This window comes from Nonomuraea sp. NPDC050691 (genome assembly GCF_040654455.1).
Classification (GTDB): domain Bacteria; phylum Actinomycetota; class Actinomycetes; order Streptosporangiales; family Streptosporangiaceae; genus Nonomuraea.
Genome location: NZ_JBFAIA010000096.1, coordinates 1 through 16501, shown reverse-complemented (window position 1 = coordinate 16501; position 16501 = coordinate 1). Strand labels below are relative to the sequence as shown.

The following is a 16501-nucleotide window of genomic DNA, read 5'->3' as shown; positions in this document are numbered from 1 at the left end:
TTTCCCCCAAAGTGTCTCTGCCGGGACAAGGACTCGGCAAAACGTGCGAGTTCAGCCCCGGGCGGCTACGAGGCGGCCAGGATGCGGTCCAAGGTGCGCCGGCCCATCCGGCTCATCGCCGGGTTGGTGTCGACGTAGTACCAGACCGCCCCCATCGACTGCTGGAAGGCCCACGCCTTGCCTCGTTCCCATTCGAGGTCACCGCTGCCGAGCCTCTCGCGGAGCGCCCGCCGCGGCACCGTCTCCAGCAGGTGCCACGCGCTCACGAGGTCCAGGGCGGGGTCGGCCGGCCCGAAACCGCCGACGTCCAGGATGCCGCTCAGCCGGCCCGCGGACACGAGGACGTTGCCGGGGATGAGATCGCCGTGGGTCATCACGTCTCCCGCCGGGTGGCGGGGCAGGTCTCGCATCGTGTCCCACAAACGGCGAAGCGGGCGTATGTCCAGGAGGTGCTCGCTGTTCCTGAGACAGGTCTCCACCCACGCGTCATGGGCTCGCAGGTCGCCTCCTCGGCCGTCACCGGCGAAGGTGCGGCCGCGCGTGCTGACCGCGCGCAGGTCGCTGATGAGGTCGGCGAGGTCGTGCGCGAACGCGACCGAATCCCCCGGGTCCTCGTCGGAGGCGACGACACCGGGCAGCCACGTCTGCACCGACCACGGGAGCGGGTAGCCCGCCCCGGGTTCGCCGAGCGCGACCGGCTCGGGCGTGGGATACCGGGTGCGGCCGGCCAGCTCGCGGGCCGCCTCAGCCTCGGACTCCAGCCCACGCCGGATCGACTCGACGTCCCCGGGCTGCAGAGGGAAGCGCGCCGTCAGCTCATCACCGATGCGGAAGATGGCGTTGACCGTTCCCTGGGAGGCCACTCTCCTGACGGGCAGCTCCCGCCACCCGGGGAACTGCTCATCCACCAGCGCCCGCACCGTCTCGGGCGTCACCGTCAGCTGGTCAGCGTGCATCTTCACGCCGGCACTCTTTCACCCATGCAGGGTGGGCCGGTAGACGAGCTCTTGGGTGTGGCCGTCGAGCGTCCGGCTCTCGATCAGCTCGAGGTCGAAGTCGGCCACCCCCTGGAAGATCGGGTCCACTCCGGTCCGACCGGTGATCACAGGGGAGATCGTCAGCTGGACGCGGTCGCGTCCGGCCAGGCGAGGGGGCCTTCGAGCGTCGTCGACACCACCGTCGTCGGCAGGTTCCTGCCCTCCGGGAGGGCTCGTGAGTCGACCAGGCCAAGCGCGGCGTCCGGGCCGGCGCCCTCGTCACCCCGTCCCGAGCTTCTCCTCCATCCAGGCGACGCCGAAACGCACCACGTCCCCGGCCTCGAACAGGTGACTCTCGGCCGCGCCCACCATGCCCCGCCGCCCCGTACCGGCCGCGATCATCTCCTCGGCGATGACGGCGAACGGCCACCGGTCCTCGGGCACCACGGAGGAGTAGTCGAAGGCCCCGTCCTCGGAGTCGATGTCGCGGAAGCGGCGCCAGACCCGCTCGCCGTCCACGAGGATCGGCTGCTCGTACTCCACGAACCTCTTCCCCGGGGCGTCCGCCAGCGCCTCGGCGTGGTGCAGCAGCGTGAGGGTGTCCAGAGGGGCGCCCAGCAGCAGCACCCGGCCCCCGGCGGCGACCAGCTTGGCCAGCGGGCTGCCGGGGCCGTGCGGATCGTCCCACGGATGGCCGGCCATCAGCTCGGCCGCCGACGCGCCGAGGGCGGCGAAGCTCGCGTCCGGATGCCGGCTGCGGACCGCGCCGGGCCGGCGTCGCAGCGCCTCCGGCAGGCGTCCGTTGTTGTGGTCGGCCTCGCTCAGCTCCGGGTCGTACGCGGGATGCCCCTCGCGCAGGGCCTCCTGCCACGGCTGGGGCCAGTCGGTGAAGTCGTACGGCGGTGCGTCGTTCCAGCCGCAGGTGACCATGAGGGTGCCGCGCTCCCCCACGACGTCGAGCAGGGCGTCGATGACCGTCTGCGGGCCGCCGGCCACGTACCCGATGGCCGACATTCGGGTGTGGAACATGACGACGTCCCCCTCGGCGAGGCCGAGAGCGGTGAGGTCGCGGGCGATCCGGTCGCGGGTCACCGGGCCGTCGGAGTGCTTGAGCAGCGCCGGCTCGTCCATGATCCGAAAGATAGCGGCGGCGCGGACGCCGAGGACAGCGGATTCCACCAGGCGCGCTTCCGGGCGGGGACGGCGCCTGGGCCCGCGCCGGATCACCTGGGGTTCTGTCCCGACGCCGGGCGAACGCGGCCGCGACCACATGGAGACGCCCGGCGAGGGATCTCCCCGGATCTCCCAGCCGAGCGTCTTTCGGGTCGGGCGTCGAGGTCAGTGACGACGACGCCGGCGCCGGCGCGAAAGTGCCGCGCCGGAGCTGTCGTGGTCCGGCAGTTCCGGAGGCTTGTGCACCGGCGGACGGCTCATGCCGAGGTAGCTCAGAATAGACATGGTGTTCTCCCTGGGATTCCTGGTGTCTTCGGGACCCGATTCCGGCCCCCTCTCCCGGCGACAACACCTGGACCGTCCCGAGCCTGCCCCGCCACGAGGGCTTCTGACCTGCCCTTTTACCACCTGAGCCCATGCCGGGACTCGGGCATGCTACTTCCAACCGGGCTTTGCGGGGCGGGGATGTCGATTTGCCCGGGTGCTGCCGCGGCGAAGCAGTTGCATCGGACGGCCCCGTTCAGATCGAGGTCGTACGCGGGATGCCCCTCGCGCAGGACGGCCCGCCAAGGCTGGGGCCAGCCGGTGAAGTCGTACGGCGGGCCGTCGGTCCAGCCACAGATGACCATGAGCATGCCGCAGGTCCGCCCGATTCGCGGTGACTCGAGCCAGATCGCCTATAGTGTCCGCTTCTCTCGTATCCGTTGGTCAAGCAAGGTTCCGATCGCACTACAAGGTGGCTCGATTGGGGACACCTGCAAGAAGGCGGCGGTCGGGAAGTGGGTGAACGCTCGGGGGTACAGGGGGCCGGAGGCCCCTTGCCAAGGGGGTGTGGGGGAGCTCGGCTCCCCCACTGGGCGCTGCCCGAGCCCCTCCGCGCGAAGCGCGCGACGGGGAGGACCCTGCCGTTGAGCCCGAGCCCTCCACCGCGAGTTCAGGCGGGTCGCTCGGTCGTGGTGGAGGTCGGGGTGGGGCTCTCCGTGGCCGGGGGGTCGGAGGGTTCCGTGGGGTCGGGGTCGCTCTGGGCCAGGACGCCGACCGTGAGCACCACGGCCGCGCCCTGCTTCGCGCAGGTGCCGGCCGCGACGCTCTGTGCGAGGACCGTGCCGGCGCGCGCCTCGTCCGTCACCAGCCGGGTGTCCTGCGTCACCGCGAACCCGGCGGCGCGCAGCGTGCCGCTCGCGCCCTCGCCCGTACGGCCGAGCACGCCCGGCATCTTCGTGCCCTGCTTGGACACCGCGAGCGTCACCTTGCTGCCGCCGGCCACCCGCGTGCCCCCCTGCGGGCTGGAGGAAAGGACCTGCCCGTCCGGACGGGCCGAGCAGGACGTGGTCACCGCGCCCAGCGCGAGACCGGCGCTGGTCACGGCCGTCTCGGCGGCCCCGCGGCGCATGCCGGTGACGGCGGGCACGACCAGTCCGGCCGACACCCGCAGCGCGACGGCCGTCCCCTTGGGCACAGCCGCCCCGGCCTGGGGTTGCGTGCCGAGCACCTGGCCGACCTTGCGTGGGGAGTCCACCCGCGTGACCGTGCCGGGTACGAGACCGGCGCGCTGGAGAGCCTTGACCGCCGCGCCGCGGTCGAGACCGGCCAGCGACGGGACCTGGATGCCGGCGGGCACCCGCGCCGGGGGGTCGGCGCTCGGTGCCGTGGCGGGGTCGGTGACAGGCTGCTGCGCCCCGGTGCTGTGCCGATCCCGGTGAGGGGTGGCGCGGTCGGGCATCGTGCCGGCGGGGGCGCTGGTGATGACGGTGGGACGGGCGGCGGCGGGGTCCGGGCCCGCGTGCCGGAACGCCGGGACCACGACCGTGACCAGCACCGCCGCGCTCACCAGGAGGGCGGCGGAGACGGCCAGGCCGGCCCGGTTGAACGCCTGCCCGACGTGTCGCGTCTGCTCGCTGTCGCCCGGTCCGGGCCCGGTGCCGAGGGGCGAGCCGTACGTCCCGGCCGCGGGATAGACGGCGCCGCCCGGCCGGGGGCCTCCCTCGGGGGGACGTCCGGCGCGGAAGGACGCGCCCTCGGGGAGGACGTAGCCGTGGGGGGCGCCGGTCACCTCGGGCTGGGCGAGCGGCGCGTCTCCGGAGGCGCCCGCGAAGGGCTCGGGAGGGAGGGAGCCGGGGGCGAGTGGCGCGTGGCCCGGGCCCAGCGGGGAGGAGCCCGCCAGCGCGTACGCCACATGAGACGACGCGAAGGCCTCCCCGGCCTCCTCGGGCGCGACGGCCGGGCCAGGCGCCGGCGCCGGGGTACGCAGGATGTGGGGCGGAGGCGAACGCAGCACCTCCGCCGGCACGCCCTCCGCGTCCCCCAGCAGTTCGAGCAGCAGTTCCCTGCTGCTCGGCCGGTTGCGGGCGTCCTTGTCGAGGCACACCGCCACGATGTCGCGCAGCCGCCCGTCCAACCGTCCGAGCTCGGGCGGCGCGGTGAGGATGCGGTGCAGCACCGGCGCCACCGAGTCCTGGCCGAACGGCGCCACCGCGTTGGCCGCGAAGCACATCGTGGCGCCCCACGAGAACACGTCCGCGGCCCCGGTGACCGCCGAGGCGGTGATCTGCTCGGGCGCCATGTACGCGGGGGTGCCCACTCCCCTGCCGCTGACCGTGGCGGCCGCGTCGAGGGCTCTGGCCAGCCCGAAGTCGATGACGCGCGGCCCGTCGACGCCGAGCAGCACGTTCTGCGGCTTGAAGTCGCGGTGGACGATGCCGGCCCGGTGGATCGCCGCGAGCGCCGTCGCGGTGCTGACCGCGAGGCGTTCCAGCGCGGCGCCGCCGCGCGGCCCGGTGAGCATGACGTGCCGTTGCAGCGACGGCCCGTCGACGTACTCGCTCACGATGTACGGCCGGCCCTCGTCGAACCCGGCCTCGACCACCTGCGCGGTGCAGAACCTGGCCACGTGCTTGGCCAGCTCCACCTCCCGCAGGAACGCCGCCCGCTCGTCCCCGACGGGTCCGTGCAGCAGCTTGACCGCGTAGGTCTCCTCGCCCCTCGAACCGAGGAACACCACGCCCTGACCGCCCTCGCCCAGGCGCCCGGTCAGCTCGTACGAGCCGAGCCGCCGCGGGTCCCCCGTCCTGAGCGGCTGCGCCGTTGGCACGGGGCGCCTCCCCTCGCCGCCACCCCACATCACCTTCCACTGAAGGCAACCGGCGGCGGAGAGTCAACGGTCCTGCCCGCATCGCCACCGGACCGTGACACTCAAGGTCAGAAAGCCGCCGGACATTTCCCGAAGTGGTGACATCCATGGCACCCGAGCGCGGCACGGTGCTCACCGCGAGGGTAAGCACCGCTGTCAGCCGGCGATGAGCCGGGCGTACTCATCCAGAGCGGGCAGCACCACGTCGGCCGGGCCGCTCGGCAGGTTCGCCACGGTCTCCTCGATCCCTAGCTCCGCGTAGTAGTCGAGCTTCTCGCGCGTCGGGAGCGTGCCGAACGGGATCACCCGGGCCATCGGCCGCCCGGCCTTCTCGCACGCCTCCCGCAGCGCCGGGAGGGCGGCCTTGATCCCCTTGCCGCCGATGGGCATCCAGCCGTCGGCGTACTCGGCGACGTGGGCGAACATCTTCGGTCCCGCCGCGCCGCCGATGTGGACGGGCGGGCCGGAGACCGGCTTGGGCCAGGACCAGGAGGGCGCGAAGCGGGCGAAACGGCCGTCGTAGGAGGCGACCTCGTCGCGCCACAGCGCCCGCATGGCCAGCACGTGCTCGCGCGCCATCTCCCGCCGCGCCCCGTACGGGACGCCGTGGTCGGCCATCTCCTCGACGTTCCAGCCGAAGCCGACGCCGAGCACCACGCGCCCGCCCGACAGGTGGTCGAGGCTGGCGACGGCCTTGGCGGTGACGACGGGGTCGCGCTGGGCGGCGAGCAGGATGCCGGTGCCGACGCGCAGGCGTTCGGTGACGGCGGCGGCGTAGGAGAGCGCGACCAGCGGGTCGAGGGTGCGCCGGTACGGCTCCGGCAGCTCGCTCTCCCCGTTGGGCGGGGGCGTGCGGCGTGAGACGGGGATGTGGGTGTGCTCGGGGACGTAGAGGGAGGCGAAGCCGCGCTCCTCGGCCGCCCTGGCGAGCTCGTGGACCGGCATGGCCCGGTCGGTGGTGAACATCGTGACCCCGAGCCGCATGCACGCCTCCTCCAGGCTAACCAAGCGATTGCTCGGTTAAGATTTCTAGAGTAGCTTGCCGCTCAGAGAAACGCCCCGTGGAAAGAGGTCTCCCGGTGAAGTTTTCCATCTTCCTGAATCCGCAGATCCCAGGCTCCGGATACGCGGCTGAGGAGAACGCCAAGGCCAAGCGCCCCATCGGGCGTGACACGGAGTCGTACCAGGGGCTGCTGCACGAGGTGCGGGAGATCGCCGTCCACGCCGACCAGATCGGCTTCGACGCGCTGATGATGACCGAGCATCACTTCCACTCGGAGGGCATGGAATTCTCGGTCAACCCGCTCATGTTCCTCACCGACCTGGCGGCCCGGACCGAACGGATCCTGCTCGCGCCGCTCGGCATGGTGCTGCCCGCCTGGGACCCGATCAGGGCGGCCGAGGACGTGGCCCTGCTCGACCAGTTCTGCAGGGGGCGGCTGCGGCTGGGCGTGGCGCGCGGCTACCAGAACCGGTGGATGAACGTGCTCGGGCAGCGCTGGCACGCGGCGGCCGCGCGTTCCGACGGCTCGGCCTCCGACACGCGCAACTTCGACGTCTTCGGTGAGGTCCTGAAGATCATGAAGATGGCGTGGACGCAGGAGACTCTCCGCTACAAGTCGGACGTGCTGGAGTACGAGGTGCCCTACCCGTACGAAGGTATCGAGGGCTGGCCCGCCCAGGACTGGACCCGCACCTTCGGCGCCCCGGACGAACTGGACGACGAGGGCAGGGTGCGGGCCGTCTCGGTCTGCCCGCGGCCCTACCAGAACCCCTACCCGGAGCTGTGGCAGCCGTTCACCATCTCCGACCGCTCGGTCATCAGGGCGGCGCAGGAGGACATCCTGCCGTGGATGTTCACCCCCAACCCCGACGACCACGCCGCCAAGGCCAAGCTCTACCAGGAGGAGTCCGCCCGGCAGGGCCGCGACTACAAGCTGGGCGAGCACACCGGCATCCTCAAGATCGTGGGTATCGCCGACACGACCGAGGAGGCCATCAACACCTTCGGCCGCAGCATCCCCAAGGACTTCGCCGCGTTCTTCGGCCCGTTCGGCTACCTGGAGGTGCTGCGCAAGAAGGAGGACGAGAAGCACAAGCCCATCTCGCCGGAGAAGGGCGACGCCAAGCGGATGAACGACGTCGAGATGGCGCTGTTCGGCACCCCGGACGACGTCAAGCGCGGCATCCAGCGGATGCTCGACCGGATGCCGGACCTGGAGTGGTTCGGCCTGTACATGCAGGGGCAGCAGGGCGTGCTGCCGCTCGACACGGTCAAGCGCAACCTGGAGCTGTTCGCCACCAAGGTCATCCCGGAGTTCCGGTGAGGTTCTGGCTGGGGGCCTCGTTCACGGACACCGGCCAGTACCTGGAGCTGGCCCGGGGGGCCGAGCGGTGCGGGTTCGACACGCTGACGCTGTCGGACCACCTGTTCTACGCCGACTTCGCCTCGCCGTACCCCTACTCCCGGTCGGGCCGGCCGCGCTGGGACGCGCGCACGCACTGGCCGGACGTGTGGGTGACGATCGGCGCGATGGCCGCCGTGACGAGCACGCTGCGCTTCTCGCCGAACGTCTACATCGCCCCGGCCCGCGACCTGTTCACCGTGGCCAAGCAGGTCTCGACGGCGGCGGTGCTGTCCGGTGACCGGGTGAGCTTCGGGGTGGGCGTCGGCTGGTGCAAGGAGGAGTTCCTGGCCACCGGGCAGGACTTCCACACGCGGGGCCGCCGGCTCGACGCGATGATCCCCGTGCTGCGCGAGCTGTGGACGGGCCGGGCCGTGACGGTGGACGGCCTGCCCGAGCTGTCGATCGCGCCCGTGCCGGACCGGCCCGTCCCCGTGATCGTCGGCGGGGACAGCGAGGCCGCGCTGCGCCGCGCCGCCCGGCTCGGCGACGGCTGGATCGGCAACCGCGTCTACACCGAGGAGCAGTTCGAGACCGTCCTGGCCGACCTGCGGGCGTTGCTGCGCGAGCGCGGCCGCGACGACGACGGCTTCGAGATCATCGCGCCGCTGGCCGTCATGCCGGACGCCGCGACCTACCGCCGCTTCGCCGCCAAGGGCGTCACGGGGACGATGGCGGCGCCGTGGTGGCTCGCCACGCCGGAGGAGAAGACCCGGTACGGCGAGGGCACCCTGGAACTCAAGATCGCCACGATGGAGCGCTTCGCCGAGGAGGTCATCGCCAAGATGTGACCCGGCCGCCGCTCCTCGCCCCGCGAAGGGCGCGGAGATCACCGCGGGAGCGCTGGTCCGATACCCTCGTGCCGTGCTGGAATCCATCGCGGCCACGCGTTACGTGACGCCGCTGCGGGAGGGCGGATCGCTGCCGGGGGTCGTCGAGGCCGACGACCTCGGTACGTACGTGGTGAAGTTCCGCGAGGCCGGCCAGGGCCGGCGGGTCCTCGTCGCCGAGATCATCTGCGCGGAGCTGGCCCGGCGGCTCGGCCTGCGCACACCCGACCTCAAGCTCATCGACCTCGACCCGCAGCTCGGCGTCCGCGAGCCGGACGAGGAGGTGCAGGACCTGCTCAAGGCCAGCTCCGGCCGCAATCTGGCGATCGACTTCCTGCCCGGGGCGCTCGGCTTCGACCCGCTCGCCTGGACGCCCGACCCCGCGTTCGCGTCGAGGGTCGTCTGGTTCGACGGGCTGATCCACAACATCGACCGCAGCTGGCGCAACCCCAACCTGCTGCTCTGGCACGGCGACATCTGGCTGATCGACCACGGCGCGGCGCTGTGGTTCCACCACAACTGGCGCACCGCCGACCCGCAGCGCCCGTTCGACGCGGGAGACCACGTGCTGGCCCCGTTCGCCACGGGCGTCGAGGCCGCCGGGGCCGAGCTGGCCGCGCGGATCACGCCGGAGCTGCTGCGCACCGTCACGGCGCTGGTGCCCGACGAGTGGCTCGACGACGAGCCGGGCTTCGGCTCGGCGCAGGACGTCCGCGACGCCTACGTCGAGCACCTGCTGAGCCGCACGCACGGGCCCCGCGCGTGGCTCACCCACGAGCCGCCACCGCCCGCGCGGCAGCCGGGTCCGGGCTCGGTCGGCGAGTTCTGGCGGGGAGACGGCCGATGAGCACCGCGGAGCCCCTGGTGAGGGACGTCTACGAGTACGCGGTGATCCGGGTCATGCCCCGCGTCGAACGCGGCGAGCTGATCAACGCGGGCGTGCTCCTGTACTGCCAGCCGCGCGGCTACCTGTGCGCGCGGGTCCACCTCGACGCCGTCCGGCTGCGCGCCCTCGACCCCGACGCCGACATCGAGGCCGTCCAGCGGGCCCTCGGCGCGTACGAGCTGGCCTGCGGCGAGGACGCGGGCCCGCTGGCCGGCGAGTCGCTGGGCGGCAGGTTCCGCTGGCTCACCGCGCCCCGCAGCACCATCGTGCAGGCGGGCCCGGTCCACGCGGGGCTCACCGCCGACCCCGGCACGGAGCTGGCCCGGCTCTTCGACAAGCTGGTCAGGCTCTAGCGACGCGCCTCAGAACAGCACGGACATGAACGTGTCCACCTCGTGGAAGCCGACCTTGCGGTAGACGGCGCGGGCCGGGGTGTTGAAGTCGTTGACGTACAGAGTGACGACGGGCGCGAAGCACGCCAGCGCGGCCTCGACGACCGCGGCCATGCCGGCGACGGCGAAGCCCTGGCCGCGCAGCTCGGGATCCACCCACACGCCCTGCACCTGGCAGGCGAGCGGCGTCACCGCGCCGATCTCCGCCTTGAACACCACCCGCCCGTCCTCGATGCGCGCGTACGAGCGGCCGATGCGGATCAGCTCCGACACCCGGGTGCGGTAGAGGGCGCCGCCGTCTCCCAGGTTGGGCGAGACCCCGACCTCCTCGGTGAACATCGCCACGCAGGCCGGCAGGAGGATGTCGAACTCCTCCGGCCGCACCCGGCGCACCAGCGGGTCGATGGGCACGGGCGACTTCTGGGAGGTGGCCATGACCGGCTGCGCCCACCGGATGGCCCTCGCCCGGCCCCAGTGCGGCTCCAGCCGCTCCCACAGCAGCGAGACGGCGTCGGCCGGGCCCACGATGGACGAGCAGCGCCGTCCCTGCTTGCGCGCGCGGTCGGCGAAAGCGTGCACGGCCTCCGGGCCGGCGTTGACCGGCACCAGGTTGGCGCCGGCATAGCACAGCGAGACGAGCCCGCCACGCGGCCCGAACCCCCACATCTGCCCGCCGAGCCGGGCCTGGTTGAGGCCGACGGTCCGCACGCGGGAGGCGACGAAGACGTTCGCGACCGGGTCGCTGTCGAGCAAGGCCAGAGCCTCGTCCCGGTCGCTGTCATCGAGCACGCGCGACGCCGAGGTACGCAGCATCACATGGTCAGACTACGCGAAGGCCCACCGATTGGCTCATCCTGACAGGGCCTGGGTGAGGGATTCCTGTCCACGGGCGTGCCGGGCGGCCATCCGGTCCACCGCGCGGGGCTCGGGCATGGCCGGGCAGACGGCGGTCCGCTGCGGCACCTTCCCCTCCGTCAGGTAGGTGGCCAGGTGCCGGTCGACGCACGCGTTGCCGGTCAGGGAGATGCCGTGGTTGCCGCCGCCCTCGACGACCATCCGCGCCGTGGGGAGCCTGCGCAGCAGGTTGAGCGCCCCCTGGTACGGGGTGGCGGCGTCGCCCCGCGACTGGATCATGAGGATGGGCGGCAGCCCGGCGCTCCCGCGGACGTTCACGGGCGTGCCCCCGGGCTGGGGCCAGAACGCGCAGGGGGCGTTGTACCAGGCGTTCGGCCAGGTGAGGAACGGGGCGCGGCGGTGCAGCGGGGCCATGTCGGCGTCCCAGGCGGCCCAGTCGCGGGGCCACGGCGCGTCGGCGCACTGGACGCCCAGGTAGACGGCGTAGCCGTTCTCGTCGTCGGTGGTGTGGCCGCCGAGCCGGTCGTAGCCGTCGAGCAGGCCGCTCACCTCGCCCTGCCGTACGTACCGGGACCAGGCGGAGGCCAGCTGCGGCCAGAGGCGGTCGGAGTAGCCGCCGGCGCTGAAGACGTCGTCGAGCTCGCTCGGCCCCACCACGCCGCCCGCCGGGTGCTCGCGCAGCCGGGCGCGCATCGCGTACCAGGCGAACGAGGTCTGCTCCGCGGTGCGGCCGAGCCGGTAGACGTCGTTGTGGCGGGCCACCCAGGCCAGGAAGTCGCGGTGCCGGCGGTCGAAGGCGACGTCCTGGTTGAGGTTGGCCTGATACCAGACGGCGCCGGGGTCGACGGAGCTGTCGAGCACCAGGCGGCGAACCCTGTGCGGGAAGAGCGTGGCGTAGACGGCGCCGAGGTAGGTGCCGTAGGAGTAGCCGAGGTAGGTGATCTTCTCCTCGCCGAGCGCGGCGCGGACGCGGTCCATGTCGCGGGCGGAGTCGGCGGTGGTCATGTGCGGCAGCAGCCACGGCCACAGGGCGCCGCACCGGTTCGCGTACTCCTGGGCCCGTCCGAGCAGGACGCGTTCCTCGGCCTCGTCGCGGGGCACGGCGTCGGGGCGGGGCGGGGCGTAGTAGGTGCGGGGGTCGACGCAGTGCATGGCCGGCCTGCTGCGGCCGACGCCACGCGGGTCGAACCCGACGACGTCGTAGCGGCCGGCCAGCTCGGCGGGCAGGGCGCCGGCGACGAACTCGGCCAGCTCGCGTCCGGAGCCGCCCGGGCCGCCGGGGTTGACCAGCAGGGTGCCGAGGTAGCGGCCGCCGTCGCGGGGGACGGTGGCCGGGATCCGGTTGACGGCGATCGTGATGGACTGGCCGAGCGGCGCGCGGTGGTCGAGCGGGACGCGGACGTCGCCGCACTCGACCTCGGCGGCTCGCGCGGAGGTGGCCTGAGTGGAGGTGGCCTGAGTGGAGGCGGCGGCCCGGTCGTCGGCCGGGCAGGCCGTCCACTGGACCCCCGCCCGCGAGGGCTCGCCCGCGGGCGCGGGACCGCCGGCCGCCGCCGGGGAGCCCCCGGCGCTCACCACCCCACCGGCCAGCGTCACCACAGCCGCCGCGACCCGGACGTACCGCTTCACCCGTCTCATGGCTGAAGATGCTGCCTTGCCGCGGCCACACCAGGCGCTTCGCATGGGCGAACCTTTGCCATGCTGTAAGCAAAAGATGGCTCACCGTAGCGATTGCCTGGCCAGAGGGATGGGTAAAGGCGTCAGCCGACGGTGACCTGGGGGCCCGTGGAGTCGTCGTCGAGATCGACCTCCACGCCCATCTCCTCGGCCAGGCGCAGCGCCTCCTCGATGAGCGTCTCGACGATCTGCGACTCCGGCACGGTCTTGATGACCTCGCCCTTGACGAAGATCTGGCCCTTGCCGTTGCCGGACGCCACACCCAGGTCGGCCTCGCGCGCCTCACCCGGGCCGTTGACCACGCAGCCCATGACCGCGACGCGCAGCGGCACCTTCATGCCCTCGAGCCCGGCCTGCACCTGCTCGGCCAGCGTGTAGACGTCGACCTGGGCGCGCCCGCACGACGGGCAGGAGACGATCTCCAGGCCGCGCTCGCGCAGCCCGAGCGACTCCAGGATCTGCGCGCCGACCTTGACCTCCTCGACGGGGGGCGCCGACAGCGAGACGCGGATCGTGTCGCCGATGCCCTCGGCCAGCAGCGCGCCGAACGCGACAGCCGACTTGATCGTGCCCTGGAAGGCAGGGCCGGCCTCGGTGACGCCCAGGTGCAGGGGGTAGTCGCACTTCGCCGCGAGCAGCCGGTAGGCGTTGATCATCACGACGGGGTCGTTGTGCTTGACCGAGATCTTGATGTCGCGGAAGCCGTGCTCCTCGAACAGCGAGCATTCCCACAGCGCCGACTCGACCAGCGCCTCCGGGGTGGCCTTGCCGTACTTCTGGAGCAGCCGCGGGTCGAGCGAGCCGGCGTTGACGCCGATGCGGATGGGCACGCCGTGGTCGGCCGCCGCCTTGGCGATCTCGCCCACCTTGTCGTCGAACTTCTTGATGTTGCCCGGGTTGACGCGCACCGCCGCGCAGCCCGCCTCGATGGCGGCGAAGACGTACTTGGGCTGGAAGTGGATGTCGGCGATCACCGGGATCTGCGACTTGCGGGCGATGATCGGCAGCGCGTCGGCGTCGTCCTGGGACGGCACGGCCACACGGACGATCTGGCACCCGGCGGCCGTGAGCTCGGCGATCTGCTGCAGGGTGGAGTTGACGTCGGCGGTGACCGTGGTGGTCATCGACTGCACGGAGACGGGCGCGTCGCCCCCGACGAGCACGTCGCCGACCCTGATCTGGCGGGAGTGGCGGCGTTCGGCGAGCGGCTTGGGCCGGACCGTCGGGATGCCGAGTGCTACAGAAGACATTTCTACCCTTAGGTGTCGAAGACGATGTCCAGTCTAGGAAGTCAGCGGGACTGCCCCGCCGCGAGCTCCGCCGCCCGGGCCCGGGCCCAGGCATCGGCGGCCAGCACCTCCTCCACGGAGCCGGCCGGGGTGACCTCGTGCTCTTCCACGACCCGGGCGACCGTGTCGACGATGGCCAGGAACGGCAGCCCGCCGCCCAGGAACGCCTCAAGGCACGCCTCGTTGGCCGCGTTGTAGACGGCGGGCGCGGTGCCGCCGGCCTCGCCGACGTGGCGGGCCAGCGCGACGGCGGGGAACGCCTCGTCGTCGAGCGGCTCGAAGGTCCAGGTGTGGGCGCTGGTCCAGTCGACGGGCGAGGCCGCGCCCGCCAGACGGCCGGGGTGGCCGAGCGCGAGCGCGATGGGCAGCCGCATGTCGGGCGGGCTGGCCTGGGCGATGGTGGAGCCGTCGACGTACTCCACCATGGAGTGGATGATCGACTGAGGGTGCACCACGACGTCGATCCGATCGAACCCGAGGTCGAACAGCAGGTGCGCCTCGATGACCTCCAGCCCCTTGTTGACCAGGGTGGCGGAGTTGACCGTGATCATCGGCCCCATCGACCAGGTGGGGTGGGCCAGCGCCATCTCGGGCGTCACATCGGCCATCTCGGCGCGCGTCCGCCCCCGGAACGGCCCGCCGCTGGCCGTGATGACCAGCTTCCTGACCGCGTCGGGGTCGTGGCCGTGGGGACCGGCCGCCCACAGGCACTGCTGCACCGCCGAGTGCTCGGAGTCGACGGGGACGATCTGGCCCGGCTTGGCCAGCCGCTTGACCAGCGGCCCGCCGACGATCAGCGACTCCTTGTTGGCCAGCGCGAGCGTGCGGCCCGCCTCCAGGGCGACCAGCGTCGAGGTGAGGCCGAGCGCGCCGGTGATGCCGTTGAGCACGATGTCGCACCGCCACCCGGCCACCTCGGCGACGCCGTCGGGGCCGCCGAGCACCACGGGCGCGGCGCCGAGGGCGGCCAGCGCCTCCTTCAACTCCGGCACGCGGGCGGCGTCGGCCACGGCGACCACCTCGGCGCCCAGCTCGGCGGCCTGCCGGGCGAGCAGGTCGACCCGGCCGCCCCCGGCCGCCAGCCCGGCGACCCGGAACCTACCGGGATGGGCGGTGATGACGTCGATCGCCTGGGTGCCGATCGAGCCGGTGGAGCCGAGCACGACGACGGAGCGGAGGGTCTCTGCATGCACACGTCCATTCTCCCCGCTCTCCGGCTCGCCCGGGCACGCGGCCGTGACCCACCCGAAACCCGCGCCATTTGTGACGGGGAGTGCCGCGCGGAGTTCGTGGGGTAATCGCGCTATACCCGTCTGCGCATACCTTGAGAAAAACCCGATATCCCACACGTACCTCCCTTCGGCAGATCCGGTTTCGGGAGGTACGTAATGCACCGCAGAGTCGCCCTGCTCTTCGCCGTCATGCACCGCAGACTCGCCCTGCTCTCCGCCGTCGCGCTCGCCACGACGACCGTGACGGCCCTGGCCGCCGCCGGGCCCGCCCAGGCCGGATCACGGTCCGGCGCGGGCACCACCGCCGCCGAGCCGGGGCCGGTCCGGTGGTCCGCCACGGACTCGTCGTCGGACCGCAGGTCGGTCCTGGAGTACTGGACGTCGCGACGCATGCTGGCGGCGCGGCCGTACGACACGCCCAGGCCCCGGCGCTCCACCGGCTTCGACCAGCCGACCCAGGGCAACCCGTGGGCCACGCGCGGCGCCTCGGCCGCACTCCCCCAGCGAGGGCCGCTGCGCGTCACGACCGTCGCCGCCCGTCAGCGGGCGGAGGTGGTGCCCAACAGCACCGGCCTGCGATGGGTCGACGGCGGCGCCGTCGTGCGCACCGTCGGGCGCGTGTTCTTCACCACGGCCGGCGGCGGCAACGCCTCCTGCTCCGGCACGGCCGTGACCAGCGCGAACAAGAGCGTCGTGATGACCGCCGGGCACTGCGTCAAGATGGGCGGCGCCTTCCACCGCAACTGGGTGTTCGTCCCGGGGTTCGACAACGGCCGGCGGCCCCTCGGCACGTGGGTGGCCACCCGGCTGCTGACCACCTCCCAGTGGAACGCCCGCGAGGACATCAACTTCGACATCGGCGCCGCCGTGGTGGCGCCGCTCCAGGGCCGCACACTGGTGGACGCGGTCGGCGGCCAGGGCGTCGCGTTCAACCAGCCCCGGCAGCGGCAGACGTTCGCCTTCGGCTACCCGGCGGCGGCGCCGTTCGACGGCTCGGCGCTGATCTACTGCAGCGGGCGCTCCTTCAACGACACGGTCATGACCCAGGACCAGGGGCTCGCCTGCCGGATGACCGGGGGCTCCAGCGGCGGCCCGTGGTTCCGGGGCTTCGACGAGCGGACCGGCCTCGGCTGGCTGAACTCCGTCAACAGCTTCAAGTACAACTTCGCGCCGAACGTCATGATGGGCCCGTTCTTCGGCAACGAGGCACAGGCCCTTTACCAAGCGGCGCAGACCACCAATGCACTTTGACTGCTCCCCCGTCTGAAGGCGGGGGATTCCCGGCTCACGCTGCCCGGCCGTCCGGCGGACGGTCAGGTCTTACGCGATCAGCACCAGCCGGGGCCAGACCAGCCCGGATGAGCATCACGCGGGCGGAGTTCTTGTCCCTGGGGGACACGGCTCCGCACGCGGTGCGAGGCGTCTTCGGAGGAACATCGGTGAAGCTTTTCACCCGATGTAGTCACGAGACCACAAGACGTAGTGCACACTCGGGTCTCATGACCCTGAGCTCCCCACTGCTGGCGGCCGTTCCGCTCGTCGCGGGGCTGATGGGGCCCGCCCTCATCGGCGCGACGCCGGAGCCCCCGCGCCAGCCCGGTGCTGCCGAACACGTACGCGAACAGCAGCACGAACACGATCGGCAGGATGATCAC

Annotated in this window: 14 protein-coding genes; 5 read left to right on the top strand and 9 right to left on the bottom strand. The window is 72.5% G+C overall.

The window, feature by feature from the left end:
• Positions 1–65: 65 nt before the first annotated feature.
• The 5 genes from AB0H81_RS28265 to AB0H81_RS28245 form a co-directional block, all read right to left on the bottom strand.
• Positions 66–956, bottom strand: a complete 891-nt coding sequence (locus AB0H81_RS28265; protein WP_358380656.1) for an aminoglycoside phosphotransferase family protein — start codon at positions 954–956, stop codon at positions 66–68.
• 18 nt (positions 957–974) lie between these two features.
• A complete protein-coding gene (locus AB0H81_RS28260; RefSeq protein WP_358380623.1) occupies positions 975–1106 on the bottom strand; it encodes a hypothetical protein in 132 nt (43 codons plus the stop codon).
• 150 nt (positions 1107–1256) lie between these two features.
• Entirely contained in the window at positions 1257–2108 is an 852-nt protein-coding gene (gene aac(3), locus AB0H81_RS28255) for an aminoglycoside 3-N-acetyltransferase (RefSeq protein ID WP_358380621.1), read from the bottom strand.
• A gap of 976 nt (positions 2109–3084) precedes the next feature.
• Entirely contained in the window at positions 3085–5241 is a 2157-nt protein-coding gene (locus AB0H81_RS28250; RefSeq protein WP_358380619.1) for a PASTA domain-containing protein, read from the bottom strand.
• A 195-nt stretch (positions 5242–5436) separates the two neighbouring features.
• On the bottom strand, positions 5437–6264 hold the full coding sequence (locus AB0H81_RS28245) for an LLM class F420-dependent oxidoreductase (protein WP_358380617.1): 828 nt from the start codon (positions 6262–6264) through the stop codon (positions 5437–5439).
• Positions 6265–6359: 95 nt separating this feature from the next.
• Here AB0H81_RS28245 and AB0H81_RS28240 point away from each other — a divergent pair, with 95 nt between their 5' ends.
• The 4 genes from AB0H81_RS28240 (at position 6360) to AB0H81_RS28225 (ending at position 9754) form a co-directional block, all read left to right on the top strand.
• Positions 6360–7607: an LLM class flavin-dependent oxidoreductase gene (locus AB0H81_RS28240; protein ID WP_358380615.1), complete on the top strand. Its 1248-nt coding sequence runs from the start codon at positions 6360–6362 to the stop codon at positions 7605–7607.
• Positions 7604–8476, top strand: a complete 873-nt coding sequence (locus AB0H81_RS28235; protein ID WP_358380613.1) for a TIGR03619 family F420-dependent LLM class oxidoreductase — start codon at positions 7604–7606, stop codon at positions 8474–8476. The genes AB0H81_RS28240 and AB0H81_RS28235 overlap by 4 nt, the downstream gene beginning before the upstream one ends.
• A 73-nt stretch (positions 8477–8549) precedes the next feature.
• Entirely contained in the window at positions 8550–9362 is an 813-nt protein-coding gene (locus AB0H81_RS28230) for a HipA family kinase (protein WP_358380611.1), read from the top strand.
• Positions 9359–9754, top strand: a complete 396-nt coding sequence (locus AB0H81_RS28225; RefSeq protein WP_358380609.1) for a DUF3037 domain-containing protein — start codon at positions 9359–9361, stop codon at positions 9752–9754. The genes AB0H81_RS28230 and AB0H81_RS28225 overlap by 4 nt, the downstream gene beginning before the upstream one ends.
• Positions 9755–9763: 9 nt before the next feature.
• On the opposite strand, the gene AB0H81_RS28220 is transcribed toward AB0H81_RS28225, so the two are convergent.
• From AB0H81_RS28220 to dxr, 4 genes are all read right to left on the bottom strand, one after another.
• Positions 9764–10606: a GNAT family N-acetyltransferase gene (locus tag AB0H81_RS28220; RefSeq protein WP_358380654.1), complete on the bottom strand. Its 843-nt coding sequence runs from the start codon at positions 10604–10606 to the stop codon at positions 9764–9766.
• Positions 10607–10642: 36 nt separating this feature from the next.
• A complete protein-coding gene (locus AB0H81_RS28215) occupies positions 10643–12286 on the bottom strand; it encodes an alpha/beta hydrolase (protein ID WP_358380607.1) in 1644 nt (547 codons plus the stop codon).
• Positions 12287–12408: 122 nt separating this feature from the next.
• Positions 12409–13575, bottom strand: a complete 1167-nt coding sequence (gene ispG / locus AB0H81_RS28210) for a flavodoxin-dependent (E)-4-hydroxy-3-methylbut-2-enyl-diphosphate synthase (protein WP_358380605.1) — start codon at positions 13573–13575, stop codon at positions 12409–12411.
• A 41-nt stretch (positions 13576–13616) separates the two neighbouring features.
• A complete protein-coding gene (gene dxr / locus AB0H81_RS28205; RefSeq protein ID WP_358380603.1) occupies positions 13617–14807 on the bottom strand; it encodes a 1-deoxy-D-xylulose-5-phosphate reductoisomerase in 1191 nt (396 codons plus the stop codon).
• 195 nt (positions 14808–15002) lie between these two features.
• On the opposite strand from dxr, the gene AB0H81_RS28200 reads away from it, so the two are divergent.
• On the top strand, positions 15003–16097 hold the full coding sequence (locus tag AB0H81_RS28200) for a peptidase (protein WP_358380601.1): 1095 nt from the start codon (positions 15003–15005) through the stop codon (positions 16095–16097).
• Positions 16098–16501 lie beyond the last annotated feature (404 nt).